The sequence below is a fragment of the Rickettsia rhipicephali str. 3-7-female6-CWPP genome, from assembly GCF_000284075.1.
GTDB lineage: Bacteria > Pseudomonadota > Alphaproteobacteria > Rickettsiales > Rickettsiaceae > Rickettsia > Rickettsia rickettsii.
The window spans coordinates 1,249,379-1,264,946 of sequence record NC_017042.1 but is presented as its reverse complement, the minus strand read 5'-3'; the positions used below and the strand labels follow the sequence as shown (position 1 = coordinate 1,264,946).

The window sequence follows — 15,568 nt, the reverse complement described above, 5'->3', positions numbered from 1 at the left end:
GGCAAAAACTTTTAATATTGCAAATAATCAGCTACTTAATTTTGCTACTGATACTTCACCAGCCGTAGGTCTTTACTTTAATGAAGTTATGGATATACAACCTATAGAAAATAGTATCAAGTTCGGCGGCCAAAATGCTACTTATGACGTAAGTAATGAATCGCCAAATGCTGCAGAATTTGTGGCTAGTTTCAACCTAGTTCCAGCAAATGATGTAGATGGTCAATTAAGAGTACACGTGGCTTCCGGTAGCCGAGAAATTGCACTTAATGCAGGTAGCGGTAATGGAACAGGAGGGACAATAAGGCTTAACAAATTTTTTACCGATGGGATAGGAGCTCCTCTAAATCAAAATCCAGCTACAATTACAGGAACCATCTTTGCTCAAACTATTCAGATAGGGAACCAGTATCAGCCTATTAATATAGGAGTAGACACGCCGTATGGTGTGGATTGGGTAACGGCAATTGGATACCGGCGCGGGCGGATTAGTACGATTTCAGCAAGATGTAATTTCTGATATAGATTTTAAAGGTACGGCTGCACAAATAACAATCGCTGATGGTAAGAATGTTGTTGGGGCTACCGGTGGTAATATAGATAATAAATTAGGAGGAAGTGCAAATATATTAAATGTTCAGGGCAATAATGCTGGTACAATAAACCTTGCTGCGGGCGGTAATTTAGCGGCAGTAACAAGTAGCGGAGGTGTTAATGGCATTGTTAATGTTTTAGGAGCCGGTACGCTTGGACCTGTAACAGGTATTGCAGCTTTGAATATTAACAGAGCAGGGAATGTTGTGATAGTCGGAGCATCTAGTGTAACTACTCTTACCATAAATAATGCAGGTGTGGTAGCTACAGCTGCGGATGGTTTTACCAGTAATGCTGCGGTCGGAGGAGGCCAACTTACAACAAATACTACGGGTAATGTTACTGTCGGAACAGGAACATATGCAGGAAATATTACCGGTAATGCAACTTTTGGCGGGGCCGGAACTATTAACACAACAGTTATTACAGGATAGACTGATTTTAAAGGGTCTGCAGGTACGGTTAACGTTAATGATACTGGTACTTTAGTAGCAGTGACAAGTAGTGCAGCAACTAACACGGTAATTTAGTATTTTTAGGAGGTGGTAACGTTACTGGAGTCATAAATAATATTGGAACAATTACTGTTAATGTAGCAGGTAATAAAACGGTTATCTTTCAAAAAAGTGTATCCGCTACTTCTTTAACACTTGGTAACAATGCTGTGGCGAATTTACAAGACTCGCTTACAACAAGCGGTAGCGTGGATTTTACCAATGGCGGTGTTTTAGAGTTTTCGGGAGCAAATCCTGCAGGTGATTTACTTAACAGCCAAATCAAAAACGGGAACACAGGAACATTACCGGCACTACTTTAACGGCTACTGATTCAAGTATAGGTACGGTAAACACAATTAACGGGCAGGGAAATGCAGCTGCAGCATTTACGATAGATGTATCTAACAAGGCTTTAACTCTAGGAAGTGCTATTAATTTGAATAATACTAAAGCCGTATTTGGTTTAACTACTAGCAAAAATCGACAAGTTACCTTTATGAATAGTGTCGATGGTTTTGCCGGTGGAGGCGGTAGCGTCAATTTAAGTAGTACTTCTAGTACTTATACCTAATAACAATGTGTTAACTTTGCAGGGTAATTTGGGTAATGAAACTCTTAGCACAAAGGCAAATCCCCTTACTGTTATAAATGTTAGTGGTAATGTCGGCGTTGTTGGTACTAATGCTACGTTAGGTACAAATGGACTTGATATGAGTAATACTGCAGTGCTTAATATTGCTGTTGGCGGGGTTTTTGCCTATGCATCACTTACCTCGGCTAAGATTGCCAAAATTAATATCGGTGAGGTTAATGCTGGACCAGCCGTTTATGCCCTTGATGCATTAAACGGTGATTTTCCATTAGATGCACCAGGTGTTACATGCGTGAATCCCGCATCTGTTTTAAAGTTAATGACTACCGTAGCTAGCGGCAAGAACAGTACTATAGAGTTAACAGGTAATATAGAGCCAGTTGTTCCAAATACCGGTGTAGTTGAGATAAATGCAAGAAATGCTAATAGCAAGTTAACAATAGATGGTATGGCTAATAAATATGCTATCGGAACAAAAGCAAATCTGGTGAGTAAAGTACAACTTACAGGGCACAGAACACTGGGTAATAACTGCTCTTAATACCCCAAATATCGACGTATTCATTGCAAAAGTTGCTATATGATAGTAAATGTTTTTTCTCCACTCCTTCCGGTCCTATTAATAGCGAGCTTGGGGCTGTAAAGATTGACGGTAATATGAATTTCCAAAATAATGCCGGTACCGCAATATTTGCTAGTGATATAGCAAATAATATAACATCAGCTATTACCGGTAATATAACAAGTACCGGAGGTACTAACGGTACTATAAGTACAGTTGACGGTAACGGCAACTCAACGAATACAATTACGAACCTTGCAATGTTAAAAGTGGGTGCTGACAACAGTACCGTTACGATTAACGCCGGCGGTAATATGTCAATTGCTGAAATCCAAGGAACCGGCACGGGTAATATAGTGTTTACTCAAGCAACTAATTTAACCAGTGGTATTAACATCACAGGCGGTAAAGCTGTGGATTTAATGTTTACCGGTCCAAGCAGCGTTAGTGGAGTTATAGGTAGCAGTACTTCAAAAGTTGGTGATATAACTATTAGCGGTGATGTATTAAATTGTACCGGAGGTATTAATGCAGGATATGTAATATTAATAAATGGTGGCAACATAAAATTTAAGGGAACAACTAATAGTTTAGATATTTCTGAAGGATCAAGCTTTTCTCCTTTTGCTTTAGCTATAAATCCTGAGGATAGCGTGGTAATTTTTGATGAATCTACCGCTATTATTATTCCGGTAGTATAATAGGTACTAAAGGAATGGTCGATATAGTTCAAATAGATGGGGGTGATGTTACAATTCAAGGTACCGTGAAAACAGGCTCAATTTCATTTACTACTGCTCAGTCTACAACTTTAAGCCTTAATAATACAAGTATAATAAATGAATCAATTACGACCACAGGTAATAAAATCCATACTCTTGCAATATCAAATGATTTAACAACTGGATCTAGCGGTAGTGGTTCGGTAGGTTCAGACTCAAATCACCTTAAAACCGTTCAGTTCAACGGTGTAGACAGTAAAATCACAATCGATAGCGAAGATTTTTACTCGAGTATAACAACCAAGACTAATAATCAAGGTACGGCAATATTTAACGATTTAACGCTAATAATGGTTTTACCGATGATTTAGGCGGTGAGAATTTAAACCTTAAACTAGTTCAGTAGTAATAAAGGCATGGTAAAAGGGGATACCTATGCTAAAGATATTACTATTGATGCCGGTAAATCAGCGGTATTTACCGGTTATAACAGTAGAAGTTTAGACATTCCGTCAGCCACGGTCGGCGGTGTTAAAGTGCCAAGAGCAACAACAAAATTTAATTACAAAACAAAAATCGTTTCAGAGAACTTCAAAAAAGGGAGCAGCAGCAACTCTTCAGCGGAATACACTAATGCTGCACTTGTACAAGCACCGATTAACGGCGGTAGTCATAAATTCGATGATGATGTATGGTTACAAAAAGCGGTAACAGGCACAGGCGGATTTAGTCCTAACGGACCTGGTACAGGAAGAGGCTTTGGTCCTAACGGTCCTGCTAATGTCGGAGGCAATCCTGACGGTCCAAATGCTTCGGTCGTAACGACTCCAACCTCAAACGTAGGCGCTAACCAGTTATCAACCGGAGGAGGTGGTAGTTTTGGAGGTACTACGGGCTATAACAGTCCATCAACAGGTGGCTCAAGCTACAATAGTCCAGTTTCCGGTTCGGATGTATACAGTCCATCAACGGCTTCTAGTGGTCAGAGTGGTGCCGGTGGCCTCAAGTTATAATAGTCCTGCTGCAACCGATATTGCTCCTGCTAATAGCGGTAACTCTTCAGCACAAGGGAGCAGTTTTAGTTTGGGAGGTACAACTAAAGGCGGTGTAACCAACAGCGGAAGTAGTCCATACGGTAATAGCGGTAATCCTAAAGCAACAGGTGTTTCTCCCGCTAATAATATTAACGGCATGGGAAGTAGTTCCGGTAGCGATATGTCTGCTATAGGTAGTAGCCGAGATAATTCTGCAGGTACAAGTAGCGGTGGAAGCTCAGGTAGCGGAATAAGTCGTGCTAAAGCGAACGACGGCTTTAATGTTGCACAAGATAATACTAGTATCGGTAATCAAAAAGCTACGAATCCTGCATTGTGAACTTGATGAAAGTAAAGCTAATAATTCCATTTACGGGGTATGGGCTAGCCTATATTACGGTAAGGCAGTACAAAAAAGCCTTTAACGGACTTAACTTAGTGGTTATAAAGCTAAATCTACCGGTGGCTCAATCGAGGTTGATACCGTTATAAACGATATATAGTTCTTGGTGCTGCTTATACTAGAGTCGATACGAAGTTACGTTACCAAAATGCTAAAGCCGGCCTAAGGTCGGAACTAATATGGGCTCTATATACGGTTTATATAACTTTATAAATAACCTATTTATAGAAGGCGTAACCACCTATGCACGAAGTGATATTAAAACTAATGAACTACGTAATATTATAGGCGGTTGTGAAACAGCACACGGTAAGTATCATTCAACTTCTTATAGCGGTCAAGTAGTTGGGGGTTATAATTATCTATGGAAAGAAACTTCATTTGTACTGATGGCAGGAATCAGGCTTACTAAGGTAAAGATTCCGGTTATCAGGAATACGGTACTTCTTTCCAAAACCTAACTATTCAGAAACGTCAATATAACAAGGTTGAAAGTATACTCAGCGGTGAAATTAAGACAACCTACTATAAGGATGAATTCATAATTAGACCGCAAATTCATGTCTTTATTACTTAACGCGAATTTCGTATTAATAAAGGCGTTGTATAGCTGATAATCACTAGGTTACGAGTGTATTAATAATACTGTTTTTGTTATAAAATTAGTGAGAAAACACACGTTTTGAATTAAGGTTTGAATTAAGGTAGTGTCTTTACAGTATTAGAAAAAAGTTTATAGGTTATTGAAAAATAATATAAAGAGCAATAACCTATGATATGAGCATAGATTTTATAGAAATATTTTGCTACGTCGATTTGCAAGAATTAGATAAGCATACAAATTCAATTACTCAAAATAACAACAAATCTGGTCCAAAAAGTAGACTGCATAGAAGTGAGGTAATAACGATTATAATAGGTTACTGACAGTCATCTTATGATTGTTTTAAAAACTATTATCTGAAACAGATATGGATTCATCATCAAAGAGATTTTCAGTTAGTAAGCTTATAGCCAATTTATAAAAATAATAGGTCCACATTTACCACTATTAGTATTAATATTAAATTCTATTTTGGATCAGTGTGACGGACTATCTATTTGTAGATTCAAGTAGTATAGAGGTATGCAAGAAATATCGTATTTCAATGCATAAAGTGTTTGCTAGTATAGCAGCACGTGGTGCAACAACAAAAGGTTGGTTCTATGGACTCAAACTACATTTAATAATTAATAGAGCTGGTGGTATAAGTTAAAGCATCTTTTAGTCCTGGTAATAAGGATGATAGAAAACAGCTAGAATTGATGATAAAAAATCTTTTTGGTAAAATATTTGGAGATCGTGATTATATTTCACAAAAATTATTTCAACAACTTTTAGAGCAAGGAGTTTTTATAGTAACTAGAGTAAAGAAAAATATGAAAAATAAGCTTATGTCTATGTTGGATAAAATATTATTGCTTAAAAGATCATTGATAGAATCTGTTTTTAGCAAAATTAAACTATTGAGTAAGTTTGAGCATTCAAAGCATAGATCAGTTACAAATGCCTTTGTTCATATGGTTGCAGCACTGATAAATTATCAAATGTCTGATAATAAACCTTCTATTACATCTCTCTTGCTAGTCTAAATTCTATGCTCTGTTAATTCGAAACTCGCGTTAATTACGACTTTAAAGGTAAAACACCGGCAATCGTTGCAGATCTTAACGGTCTTAGTAAGCCTCTACCGGTACCAGCACCTAAACCTACTAAAATGCTATATGATTTAGGGGCAGGTGCAGTAAAGTAATTAAGAAGGGTAGAATGGAGTACGGAGTGCATTACAGTCTGAACTTAGCTAAAAAATACCATGCCCAGTCCGGTACGCTAAGACTTAAAGCAAACTTCTAAAAACCTGCATCAATTAAGAATAAGGATTTTAAAATCCTTATTCTTAATTACACACCGAATAGCGGATTACTATATAATCAGCTGTTTGCATAAAATTAAATGATAAGTTGAATTTGTATAAGGATTATTATATTAATATCTGTAATTATTTTTCGGGAACTGCGATAGTTTTTATGGTAATTGCATGTAGTTTTTTATTTAATATTTCAGACAGGGCGTTTTTTACTAATTTATGTTGATTAATTAAAGAAAGTCCATTAAATTGAACGTCTGATATTTCTAAGGCATAATGGTCTTGATCTCCTACTAAATCAGTAATTTTCATTGTACTGTTCGGAAATGATTCTTTAAGTATTTTTTCTAACTCTTCTATAGATATTGCCATTATTTTATCAGTATTAATTTAAGTATTAATTAAAGTTTTTTTGCTTAAAGTAAAGCTTTATATGAATTTTTATTATAGAATTTTAAACATTCATTGATAAAATTGACTCTTATGCATATAATAATTAATATTATTATGTCATTTATTAATTATTATGAAAAAAGAAACTGAAGAATTAAAATTATTTATCTTAGAATGTTTAAGTGAGAAAAAAGCAGAAGATATTGAGGTAATTGATTTAACAGGAAAACATAAATTAGCCGATTATATTATATTTGCTAGTGGTCGTTCGACTAAAAATGTTAGAGCAATTGCTGAATATGTAGCTTTAGAATTAAAAAATAATGCTGGTATAAATAGTAATATTGAGGGGCTTGGTAAATCAGAATGGGTACTAATAGATGCAGGTACTATTTTAATTAATATTTTTTATCCTGAAGTACGGGAGCATTTTAAGTTAGAAGAAATTTGGAAAAGATGAACGATCATATTCTTATTAACGTTATAATTTTACTCGGTACTGCGGTTTTTATCGTGGCTATACTTAAGCGTCTTAGATTAAGTCCGGTACTTGGTTACTTAATTGCCGGAGCCGCGATAGGTGATCACGGTTTAAAAATCGTAACATATGACCAAACTAAGTTATTAGGTGAACTTGGTGTAGTATTTCTATTATTTGCGATAGGACTTGAGTTATCCTTCGAGCGATTAAAAGCTATGAGACGATATGTATTTGGTCTCGGTAGTTTGCAAGTTTTAACAACCGCTATAGTAATTGCTGGTGCAATGGTGCTTATAGACGGCAATAGTAGTGCGGCTATTATTACCGGTGGTGGTCTGGCCCTTTCATCTACGGCACTTGTTATGCAGGTTATTGAGGAAAATCGTAGTCAATCAACGCAAATAGGAAGAGTTTCTTTAGCTATTCTGTTACTACAAGATTTGGCCGTAGTGCCATTGCTTGTGATAGTTCCGTTACTTGCCGGTAACAATAAAGCCTCGCTTGCAGCGGCTCTTGGTATTGCACTCTTAAAAGCCGTAACGGCCTTACTTACAATATTTATTGTCGGTCGTGTTTTTCTTCGTCCTGTATTTTCATTCATTTCATCAGAAAGTAATAATGCAAGTGAGTTACCTATTTCGATGACTTTGTTAATAGTACTTTCTGCTGCTTGGGCTACTGAAACATTTGGTTTATCTTTAGCTCTAGGAGCATTTGTTGCCGGAGTATTAGTTGCGGAAACTGAATTTAGATTGCAGGCAGAGGAAAGTATTTATCCTTTCAAAAGTTTATTTTTAGGATTGTTTTTCATGACCGTGGGTATGAATATCGATGCCCTAGAAATGTATGAAAAAATATCTCATATTCTTACTTTATCTATTGCTTTAATAGGTATAAAAACCTTAATCATAACGGCTTTTTGTATTTTATTCGGTTTTAATAAAGGAGTGGCTTTTTATTCAGGCTTATTATTATCGCAAGGCGGAGAGTTTGGTTTTATATTATTCAGTTTAGGTAAAGATAGCGGAGTATTAGAAGAAAGTACTGCCGATATATTATTACTCGTAGTTACTTTTACTATGGCACTTACTCCATTACTCGCAGCTTTAGGGCAAAAGATTGCCGAGAAAGTTGATAAAGGACTTGGTAAAACTCCGACTCAAATGATTGAGCTTGGGGCAAGAGATTTAACAAACCATATTATTATTGCCGGACTCGGTAATACCGGTAAAATGGTAGCAAGAGTTTTGGAAGCGGAAGGTATAAGTTACGTAATACTTGATTTAGATGATGATAGAGTAAAAGAAGAGCTATCAAACGGTTTGCCGGTTTTTAAAGGTGATGTATCGCAAGCCGATACTCTAAAGGCATTAGGTACGGAAAGAGCATTCGCTATAATACTTACTATGAATAATCAAGTAACTATCAAGAAATCGCTTAAAACAATTAGCGGTAATTATCAGGATGTACCGGTTGTCGTTAAGTTAAAAAATTTAAAAAATGCTAGAGAGTTTTATGATTTAGGTGCCACAACTATTATTCCGGAAAGTTATGAGACTGGATTACAAATAGGTGGAACAGTCCTAAAAAATATAGGTATTAGCGAGCAGGAAATTAATAGAATAAAAGTACAATTTAGGCTTGGTAATTATATAATAGCAAAAAAAGAGGATGCTTTATCTGAAGCGGAATATAATGATTAAAATTCTTATTACTTTAATTATTGTAATATTATCAACAACAATTAATGCCGATAATAAAAAATTGCCTATTCCGAGATTTGTTTCAATAAAATCTAATGAAGTAAATGCAAGGAGCGGACCAACTACTAAATCTGCCGTAGAATGGGTTTTTGTTAAAAAAGGCGAACCGGTAGAAATAACTGCAGAGTACAAGCAATGGCGACAAGTACGTGACATTAATGGCGAAGGCGGTTGGATACATTCAAGCGTTTTATCAGGTAAAAGATCAGTAGTTATTACTTCTGATAAGGAAATAGAACTTACCAAATCCGCAGACCCTAAAAGCCGAGTTATAGCAAAATTAATGCCAAAAGTTCGTTGTAGTTTAAAAAAATGTAAAGAACAATTCTGCCAAATTACATGTAAGGATTACACAGGTTGGATTTCCAAGAAAGTAATTTGGGGAGTGTATGATGATAATGATAGGTATTACTAGGCTTCTTGCATAACCTCCTTCTAAAGGTAATTTGTACGTCAATCCGGTACTCGCATCCTCACGTACTTTTATGTACGCTGCAGTGCTGTGTTTCGTGTTTCCTTCAAGTTCCTCTTTATAAGATAGGTTATGCAAGAAGCCTAGTACCGATAATAAATTGTAAAAGTAATTTACTGCCTGAAGTTAATTTGCTATATATAAAAACTTACCAAAGATATAATTATTTATGCAAAGATATTTAGACGGTACAAATGATGTCGCATTTAAAAAATTATTTAGCGATAAAGTACAATTAATAAATTTATTGAACTCTCTTCTTAGATTATCGAAAGGGGATAGAATCATAGATTTAAGCTATATAACTACAGTTGCCTTTATTTCTTGAAGGGCGAAGAAGTTTGTTCGATCTAAAAGTTAAAGATGAAACCGGTAGATGGTATATAATCGAGATGCAGCGTAAAATGGAGAAAGATTATCTTAATAGAACGTAGCTTTACGGTTGTTATACCTACGTTAGTCAAATTAAGAAGGGTATGAAACATAAGGATTTATTGCCGGTAGTAATAATTTCTATCATAGGAGCAAAAGCTTTGCCTGATGAATTGCCGTATATTAGCTATCATCATATAAAAGGAAGCAATACCCATAAACAATATTTGTTTTCATTAACTTATGTATTTATTGAACTAGGGAAGTTTAAAAAAAATGATCTTAAAGATGATACCGATGAATGGTTGCATTTATTAAAATATGCTTCGCAAGAACAAGAACCGCCAAAAGAGATTAAAAATGAAATTGTGTTATCGGCATATGCAAGTTTAGAGCAATATAAATGGACAGAACAGGAGCATGATGATTATTTTAGAGCTGAAATGGCTATACAACAAGAAATAGACAAGTTTGAAGAAAAGTTTAATGCCGGGATGGAGAAGGGCATAGAGAAAGAGAAAATTGAAACTGCCAAAGAAATGTTAATAGAGAACGGACCTATAGAGAAAATAGCACGATATACTAAGCTTACAATAGAAGAAATAAAAAAGCTAAAAGCAGAAAAATATAAAGTATAGATATTTAAATGAAAACCACCTTACCCAAACGGTCTCTTAAAATTAGAGCAAGGCTTAATTTTATAGTGCAACAGATTTTAGATATTGCACAGGAAAAATCGCTATGATTATCTTGTACGGCTCTTTTGCTAGAGGCGATTGGGTACGTGATCTAACCTCACGGCTATCATAGCGATACTGATATTTTGATAATTCTGAAAAAAGGTAAATATAAAGGATACACTGCTTTAAGATTAAAAGATAATATATATATATATATATATAAGATTAGAAAAAACAGGAATAATAAACCCTAAGCAAATTATTCTGTATGATTCAAGAATATCGATAATTCTAGAGTCAATAGAGGAAATAAATAGGCAGTTAGAAAAGGACGTTATTTTTATACCGATATAAAAAAAGAAGGTATTCTTTTATATGATAGCAGTGAATTTATACTTAGCGAGGCTAAAGATTTACCTTGGAGCGAGATGAAAGACATCGCTAAAGATTATTATGAATATTGGTTTGGTAGAGGTAAAGGTTTTTTAAAAGGGGCAACTACTTATTTAAACGATTTGGAGTATGCTTGCTTTATCAGCCTTTGCCCTTCTCATCAAGCTACGGAAAGTCTTTACAGTACTATTTTTTATTAGTTTTCTCAAACTACAAACCTAAATTACATAATTTACAAGAACTAGGTAGCATGGCAGGAAATTATGACAATGAATTATGGAGTGTATTTCTTCAATTAACCGAAAAAAAGTGTTTTGAGCTTCTTGAAAAAGCTTATGTTGATGCAAGATATGATAAAAACTATAAAATTACTAAAGAACAGCTGCTTTGTCTTATTGAAAGAAGAGAAAAATTAAAAGAAATCACCGAAAGAATCTGCACAGCAAGAATTAATCAGTAAGGATTGAGTGTCATTCCTAACTCAGCATTGCCTGCGTGGATACCGAGTCGTCATTGCGAGCGACTGCAAGGAGCGTGGCAATCTAGCAAAAATAATAAAAATCTAAATATTAGCATTTTTAACTGGATTGCTTCGTCAATACTTCGTATTTCCTCGCAATGATGGGGGCTTAAAGATATCTATAGTTATTGAGCAATGCCCATCAAGGTTTTAGTTTAAAGATTGATAAAGTTAATTAAATATAGTATATTCGATGAACTGCAAAAATTGGCTGAGTCGTTCTACAAGAGCTTCGGTTCTCACGTATTACGTTATACGCAGCTCATCTTGCCTTGTGAACTCCTCGCTCTTTTTGAAGTTGATCTTCGTATACTAGGCTTTTAGTTTAAAGATATATATAAAAAATTATGAGTAAGAAGCTTTATATTAAGACCTACGGATGTCAGATGAATGTTTATGACTCCGTTAAGATGCAGGATTTGCTTTATCCCTTTGGCTATGAACCTACTGAAAATATTGAAGAAGCAGATGTTATTATTCTAAATACTTGTCATATCAGAGAGAAAGCAGCCGAGAAAACTTATTCTGAACTCGGTCGTATTAAGAAACTACAAGATACCAGAACAAAACAAGGTTTAAGTTCTGCAATAATAGTTGTAGCCGGTTGTGTTGCACAGGCGGAAGGGGAGGAGATTTTTACAAGAACTCCTTATGTTGATATTGTTGTCGGTCCGCAATCTTATTATAACCTACCGGAATTAATCTCAAAAGTCGTTAGACACGAAAAGCACTTAATCGATCTTGATTTTGTGGAAGAAGCAAAATTTGATCAGCTACCTGAGCAATTATATCCGCAAGGAACAAGTGCCTTTATATCGGTACAGGAAGGGTGCGATAAATTTTGTACTTTCTGCGTAGTACCTTATACTAGAGGTGCTGAATTTTCAAGAAATGTAGAGCAGGTTTACAGAGAAGCACTAAAAGTAGTTAGTAGCGGTGCTAAAGAAATTATGTTACTTGGACAAAATGTCAATGCATATCATGGTAAAGGTCCTGCAGATAAAATATTTACTCTAGCCGATTTACTCAAACATCTAGCACAAATTCCCAATTTAGAGAGATTACGTTATACCACCTCACACCCGATAGATATGAATGATGATCTAATAAAACTGCACGGCACCGAACCTAAATTAATGCCGTTTCTACATCTACCGGTGCAGTCAGGTTCAAATAAAATATTAAAAGCCATGAACCGCAAATATGATCGGGAATATTATTTTGATATAATTAATCGTTTAAGAGAAGCAAGGCCCGATATAGTTTTATCCTCTGATTTTATTGTCGGGTTTCCCGGTGAAACAGATGAAGATTTTGAGGATACGTTAGATTTGGTCCGCAGAGTAAAATATGGTCAGTGCTATTCGTTTAAATATAGCCCACGTCCCGGCACACCTGGTGCAACTAAAACCGACCAAATACCTGAACATATAAAATCAGAGAGATTAACTATATTACAACAAGAACTCATGGCTCAGCAACTAGCTTTTAATGCAAGTTGTGTTGGTAGTACTATGAAAGTTCTATTTGATCGCAATGGTAAATGCGACGACCAGATAATAGGTAAAACTCCATACATGCAGTCCGTATATATCCAAAACCCTAATAAATCTTTACTTGGTAAAATCATTGATATAAAAATTATTAAGGCTTCACTTAATAGTTTAACCGGCGAAATATTATAAGTCATGTATAAATCTCTTCTTTTTTGTTTAAAAATTTTTGCCTTCCTTATTTTAGTAGGTTGCGGGATTACTGCTTATATAATATACCACTATTCACGTGATTTGCCTGATTACTCACAGCTTGCACGTTATTATCCACCGTCGGTAACGCGTATTTATTCCCGTGACGGCAAATTAATGGAGGAGTACGCTTTTGAACGTCGTGTATTTGTACCGATTAATAGCGTACCGAGTTCGCTAATAGAAAGTTTTATTGCAGCTGAGGATAAGAATTTCTATAACCATCCAGGCATTGATTTGCTTGGAATAGTTAGAGCGGCATTTTTAAACATATCTAATTATTTACATCATAGGCGTATGGAAGGAGCGTCTACCATTACTCAGCAAGTGGTTAAAAATTTTCTGCTAACTAACGAAGTTTCTCTTGAACGTAAGATTAAAGAAGCGATTCTTTCTTATATGATTTCAAGAGTATTTACTAAGGATCAAATTTTAGAATTATATCTTAATCAAACATTTTTTGGTCGTGGTGCATATGGTGTTGCGGCAGCTGCACAAAATTATTTTAATAAATCCGTAGAGGAACTTACTATTGCAGAATCAGCTTTTATTGCGGCACTGCCTAAAGCCCCTTCCGAACTTAATCCTGAGAGAAACTATGCTAGAGTAAAAGCTCGTCGTGATTACGTAATAGCACGTATGTTTGAAGATGGTTATATAACAAGAGACGCTGCGAAAGAAGCTATGGATAGCCCGATAGTTTTACGTAAACGAGCTAAAGAAGAAACTGTTACGGCAGATTATTATGCTGCACAGGTCAGAGAAGAAGTAATTAGGATGTTAAATAGTAAGGAAGAATTTTATACCGGAGGTCTTACTATCATTACTTCTTTAGATGCAAAGATGCAGCAATTAGCTGAAAACTCTCTAAGAAAAGGTCTAAGGGAGTTTGATAGAAGGCGTGGTTTTAGAAAACCTATAGCTAATATTTCTCTTGATAATTGGCAAGGAGAGCTAAAAAAACTACCGACTCCTCCATCGCTTTTAGAGTATAAATTAGCTGTAGTTCTAGATGTAGCCGATAATCATGTAGAGATTGGACTTATAGACGGCAGCAAATCTAAGATGCCTATTGCTGAAATGAAATGGGCAAGAAGTAATCTTAAATCAGTTAAGACATTGCTTAAAAAAGGTGATGTGATAGTGGTTGAGGCTATAAAAGAGGGGTATGCTCTTCGTCAGATTCCTGAAGTAAACGGTGCTATTATGGTTATGAACCCAAATACCGGACAGGTACTTGCAAGTGTCGGCGGTTATGATTTTTCCACAAGTAAATTTGATAGAGTAACTCAAGCACTTCGTCAACCCGGTTCTTTGAGTAAAACCTTTGTTTATTTAGCAGCTCTTGAAAACGGTGTTAAGCCGAATCAGATTTTTAACGATGGACCTATTGAGATTTCGCAAGGTCCAGGGATGCCTAGTTGGCGTCCTAAAAATTATGAGGGTAAGTTTTTAGGTGAAATCACTATGCGTACTGGTCTTGAAAAATCTCGTAATCTTATAACCGTAAGAGTTGCAACTGCCGTAGGACTTACAAAAATCGTTGATATAATTAAGCGTTTCGGTATTAATAATGAACCAAAAAAAGTTTACTCTATGGTACTTGGTTCAATTGAAACCACACTTAGCAGAATGACTAATGCTTATGCAATTATTGCTAACGGCGGTAAAAAAGTTGAGCCTCATTTTGTAGAATTAATTAAAGATCGTAACGGTAAAATTATTTATAGGCGCGATGATAGAGAATGTCTTGCTTGTAATGTTTCGGATAGTAATTTAGATACCGCAATATTAGAAATACCGAAAGAATATATCTATAGAGTTACGGATGAAGCTAGTGATTATCAAATTACTTCGTTTTTAACCGGAGCAATAGATAGAGGTACCGGTTATGCTGCGAAGAAGTTAGGAAAAATTATCGGCGGAAAAACCGGTACTAGTAACGATAGTAAAGACACATGGTTTGTAGGTTTTACACCCAAAATAGTAGTCGGCAGTTATGTGGGCTATGATATACCGAAAGAGCTTGGAAAAAGAGCAACAGGTTCAAACGTAGTATTACCGATTTTTATTGATTTTATGAGTAATGCTTATAAGGATGAGCCATCGCTGCCTTTCAAAGTTCCAGATTCAATTAAGCTAATCGCCGTAGATAGAGCAACTGGTAAAATTACACCAAGCGGTACTGTTATAGAAGCATTTAAAGTAAATAATGTTCAGATGCTTGAGAATGAAGATATGATTGATAATCAAGATAATAATGATATTTTTGATTATGTACCGAGTAAGGAAGATCAATCGCAGGAAATTTACTAAACTGTATAATTAGTTTAAGCCGATGTCATTCCCTGTTCTCGATGTCATGCAATAAAACCACCTATTTTTATTTTAACCTATGAAAAAAATTATTTTATATCTCACTGCCCTAATATCACTTA

General features: G+C 35.5%; 20 protein-coding genes and 2 pseudogenes. 20 read left to right on the top strand and 2 right to left on the bottom strand.

Features of this window, described 5'->3' with window-relative positions; genetic code table 11:
* The first annotated feature begins 88 nt into the window (after nucleotides 1-88).
* From MCC_RS06945 to MCC_RS11695, 11 genes and pseudogenes are all read left to right on the top strand, one after another.
* Entirely contained in the window at nucleotides 89-520 is a 432-nt protein-coding gene (locus tag MCC_RS06945) for a hypothetical protein (protein WP_014409106.1), read from the top strand.
* Nucleotides 468-1,028 carry a hypothetical protein gene (locus MCC_RS06940; RefSeq protein ID WP_041405458.1) on the top strand — a complete coding sequence of 187 codons (561 nt, stop codon included), beginning with the start codon at nucleotides 468-470 and terminating at the stop codon, nucleotides 1,026-1,028. The genes MCC_RS06945 and MCC_RS06940 overlap by 53 nt, the downstream gene beginning before the upstream one ends.
* Nucleotides 1,029-1,258: 230 nt before the next feature.
* Entirely contained in the window at nucleotides 1,259-1,411 is a 153-nt protein-coding gene (locus MCC_RS10760) for a hypothetical protein (RefSeq protein WP_231288704.1), read from the top strand.
* A 116-nt stretch (nucleotides 1,412-1,527) separates the two neighbouring features.
* Entirely contained in the window at nucleotides 1,528-1,662 is a 135-nt protein-coding gene (locus MCC_RS10975) for a hypothetical protein (protein WP_269208488.1), read from the top strand.
* Nucleotides 1,663-1,669: 7 nt separating this feature from the next.
* Nucleotides 1,670-2,224: a hypothetical protein gene (locus MCC_RS07295; RefSeq protein WP_231288703.1), complete on the top strand. Its 555-nt coding sequence runs from the start codon at nucleotides 1,670-1,672 to the stop codon at nucleotides 2,222-2,224.
* A gap of 23 nt (nucleotides 2,225-2,247) precedes the next feature.
* On the top strand, nucleotides 2,248-2,946 hold the full coding sequence (locus MCC_RS10755) for a hypothetical protein (RefSeq protein WP_231288702.1): 699 nt from the start codon (nucleotides 2,248-2,250) through the stop codon (nucleotides 2,944-2,946).
* 14 nt (nucleotides 2,947-2,960) lie between these two features.
* Nucleotides 2,961-3,338 carry a hypothetical protein gene (locus MCC_RS06915; protein WP_014409105.1) on the top strand — a complete coding sequence of 126 codons (378 nt, stop codon included), beginning with the start codon at nucleotides 2,961-2,963 and terminating at the stop codon, nucleotides 3,336-3,338.
* A 45-nt stretch (nucleotides 3,339-3,383) separates the two neighbouring features.
* Nucleotides 3,384-3,980: a hypothetical protein gene (locus tag MCC_RS10750; RefSeq protein WP_231288701.1), complete on the top strand. Its 597-nt coding sequence runs from the start codon at nucleotides 3,384-3,386 to the stop codon at nucleotides 3,978-3,980.
* Complete coding sequence (locus MCC_RS09720) at nucleotides 3,964-4,341, top strand: hypothetical protein (RefSeq protein WP_231288700.1); 378 nt, start codon at nucleotides 3,964-3,966, stop codon at nucleotides 4,339-4,341. Before MCC_RS10750 ends, MCC_RS09720 begins: the two co-directional genes overlap by 17 nt.
* Before the next feature lie 242 nt (nucleotides 4,342-4,583).
* On the top strand, nucleotides 4,584-4,865 hold the full coding sequence (locus MCC_RS06900; RefSeq protein WP_231288699.1) for an autotransporter domain-containing protein: 282 nt from the start codon (nucleotides 4,584-4,586) through the stop codon (nucleotides 4,863-4,865).
* Between the two features lie 316 nt (nucleotides 4,866-5,181).
* Nucleotides 5,182-6,036, top strand: a pseudogene (locus MCC_RS11695) (IS982 family transposase).
* A 34-nt stretch (nucleotides 6,037-6,070) separates the two neighbouring features.
* Here the strand turns inward: MCC_RS11695 and MCC_RS09715 are convergent.
* Together MCC_RS09715 and MCC_RS06885 are read right to left on the bottom strand one after the other, a co-directional pair.
* Nucleotides 6,071-6,229, bottom strand: a complete 159-nt coding sequence (locus MCC_RS09715) for a hypothetical protein (protein WP_196792957.1) — start codon at nucleotides 6,227-6,229, stop codon at nucleotides 6,071-6,073.
* 214 nt (nucleotides 6,230-6,443) lie between these two features.
* Nucleotides 6,444-6,683 carry a BolA/IbaG family iron-sulfur metabolism protein gene (locus MCC_RS06885; RefSeq protein ID WP_014409104.1) on the bottom strand — a complete coding sequence of 80 codons (240 nt, stop codon included), beginning with the start codon at nucleotides 6,681-6,683 and terminating at the stop codon, nucleotides 6,444-6,446.
* Nucleotides 6,684-6,837: 154 nt separating this feature from the next.
* Between MCC_RS06885 and rsfS the strand changes: the two genes are divergently transcribed.
* From rsfS to MCC_RS06845, 9 genes and pseudogenes are all read left to right on the top strand, one after another.
* The gene (rsfS, locus tag MCC_RS06880; protein WP_014365362.1) at nucleotides 6,838-7,164 is read left to right on the top strand and encodes a ribosome silencing factor; all 327 of its coding nucleotides are present in this window, start codon (nucleotides 6,838-6,840) and stop codon (nucleotides 7,162-7,164) included.
* Nucleotides 7,161-8,888: a monovalent cation:proton antiporter-2 (CPA2) family protein gene (locus tag MCC_RS06875; RefSeq protein ID WP_014409103.1), complete on the top strand. Its 1,728-nt coding sequence runs from the start codon at nucleotides 7,161-7,163 to the stop codon at nucleotides 8,886-8,888. The genes rsfS and MCC_RS06875 overlap by 4 nt, the downstream gene beginning before the upstream one ends.
* The gene (locus tag MCC_RS06870; RefSeq protein WP_014409102.1) at nucleotides 8,881-9,363 is read left to right on the top strand and encodes an SH3 domain-containing protein; all 483 of its coding nucleotides are present in this window, start codon (nucleotides 8,881-8,883) and stop codon (nucleotides 9,361-9,363) included. The genes MCC_RS06875 and MCC_RS06870 overlap by 8 nt, the downstream gene beginning before the upstream one ends.
* Nucleotides 9,364-9,589: 226 nt before the next feature.
* Entirely contained in the window at nucleotides 9,590-9,748 is a 159-nt protein-coding gene (locus tag MCC_RS10740) for a hypothetical protein (protein ID WP_231288698.1), read from the top strand.
* Nucleotides 9,732-10,430 (top strand): annotated as a pseudogene (locus MCC_RS08635) (Rpn family recombination-promoting nuclease/putative transposase). Before MCC_RS10740 ends, MCC_RS08635 begins: the two are co-directional and overlap by 17 nt.
* Before the next feature lie 470 nt (nucleotides 10,431-10,900).
* The gene (locus tag MCC_RS10735) at nucleotides 10,901-11,065 is read left to right on the top strand and encodes a hypothetical protein (RefSeq protein ID WP_187145915.1); all 165 of its coding nucleotides are present in this window, start codon (nucleotides 10,901-10,903) and stop codon (nucleotides 11,063-11,065) included.
* Nucleotides 11,066-11,115: 50 nt separating this feature from the next.
* Entirely contained in the window at nucleotides 11,116-11,325 is a 210-nt protein-coding gene (locus MCC_RS10730; protein WP_041405547.1) for a HEPN domain-containing protein, read from the top strand.
* 407 nt (nucleotides 11,326-11,732) lie between these two features.
* The gene (gene miaB, locus MCC_RS06850; protein ID WP_014409101.1) at nucleotides 11,733-13,070 is read left to right on the top strand and encodes a tRNA (N6-isopentenyl adenosine(37)-C2)-methylthiotransferase MiaB; all 1,338 of its coding nucleotides are present in this window, start codon (nucleotides 11,733-11,735) and stop codon (nucleotides 13,068-13,070) included.
* Between the two features lie 3 nt (nucleotides 13,071-13,073).
* Entirely contained in the window at nucleotides 13,074-15,446 is a 2,373-nt protein-coding gene (locus MCC_RS06845; protein WP_014409100.1) for a penicillin-binding protein 1A, read from the top strand.
* Nucleotides 15,447-15,568 lie beyond the last annotated feature (122 nt).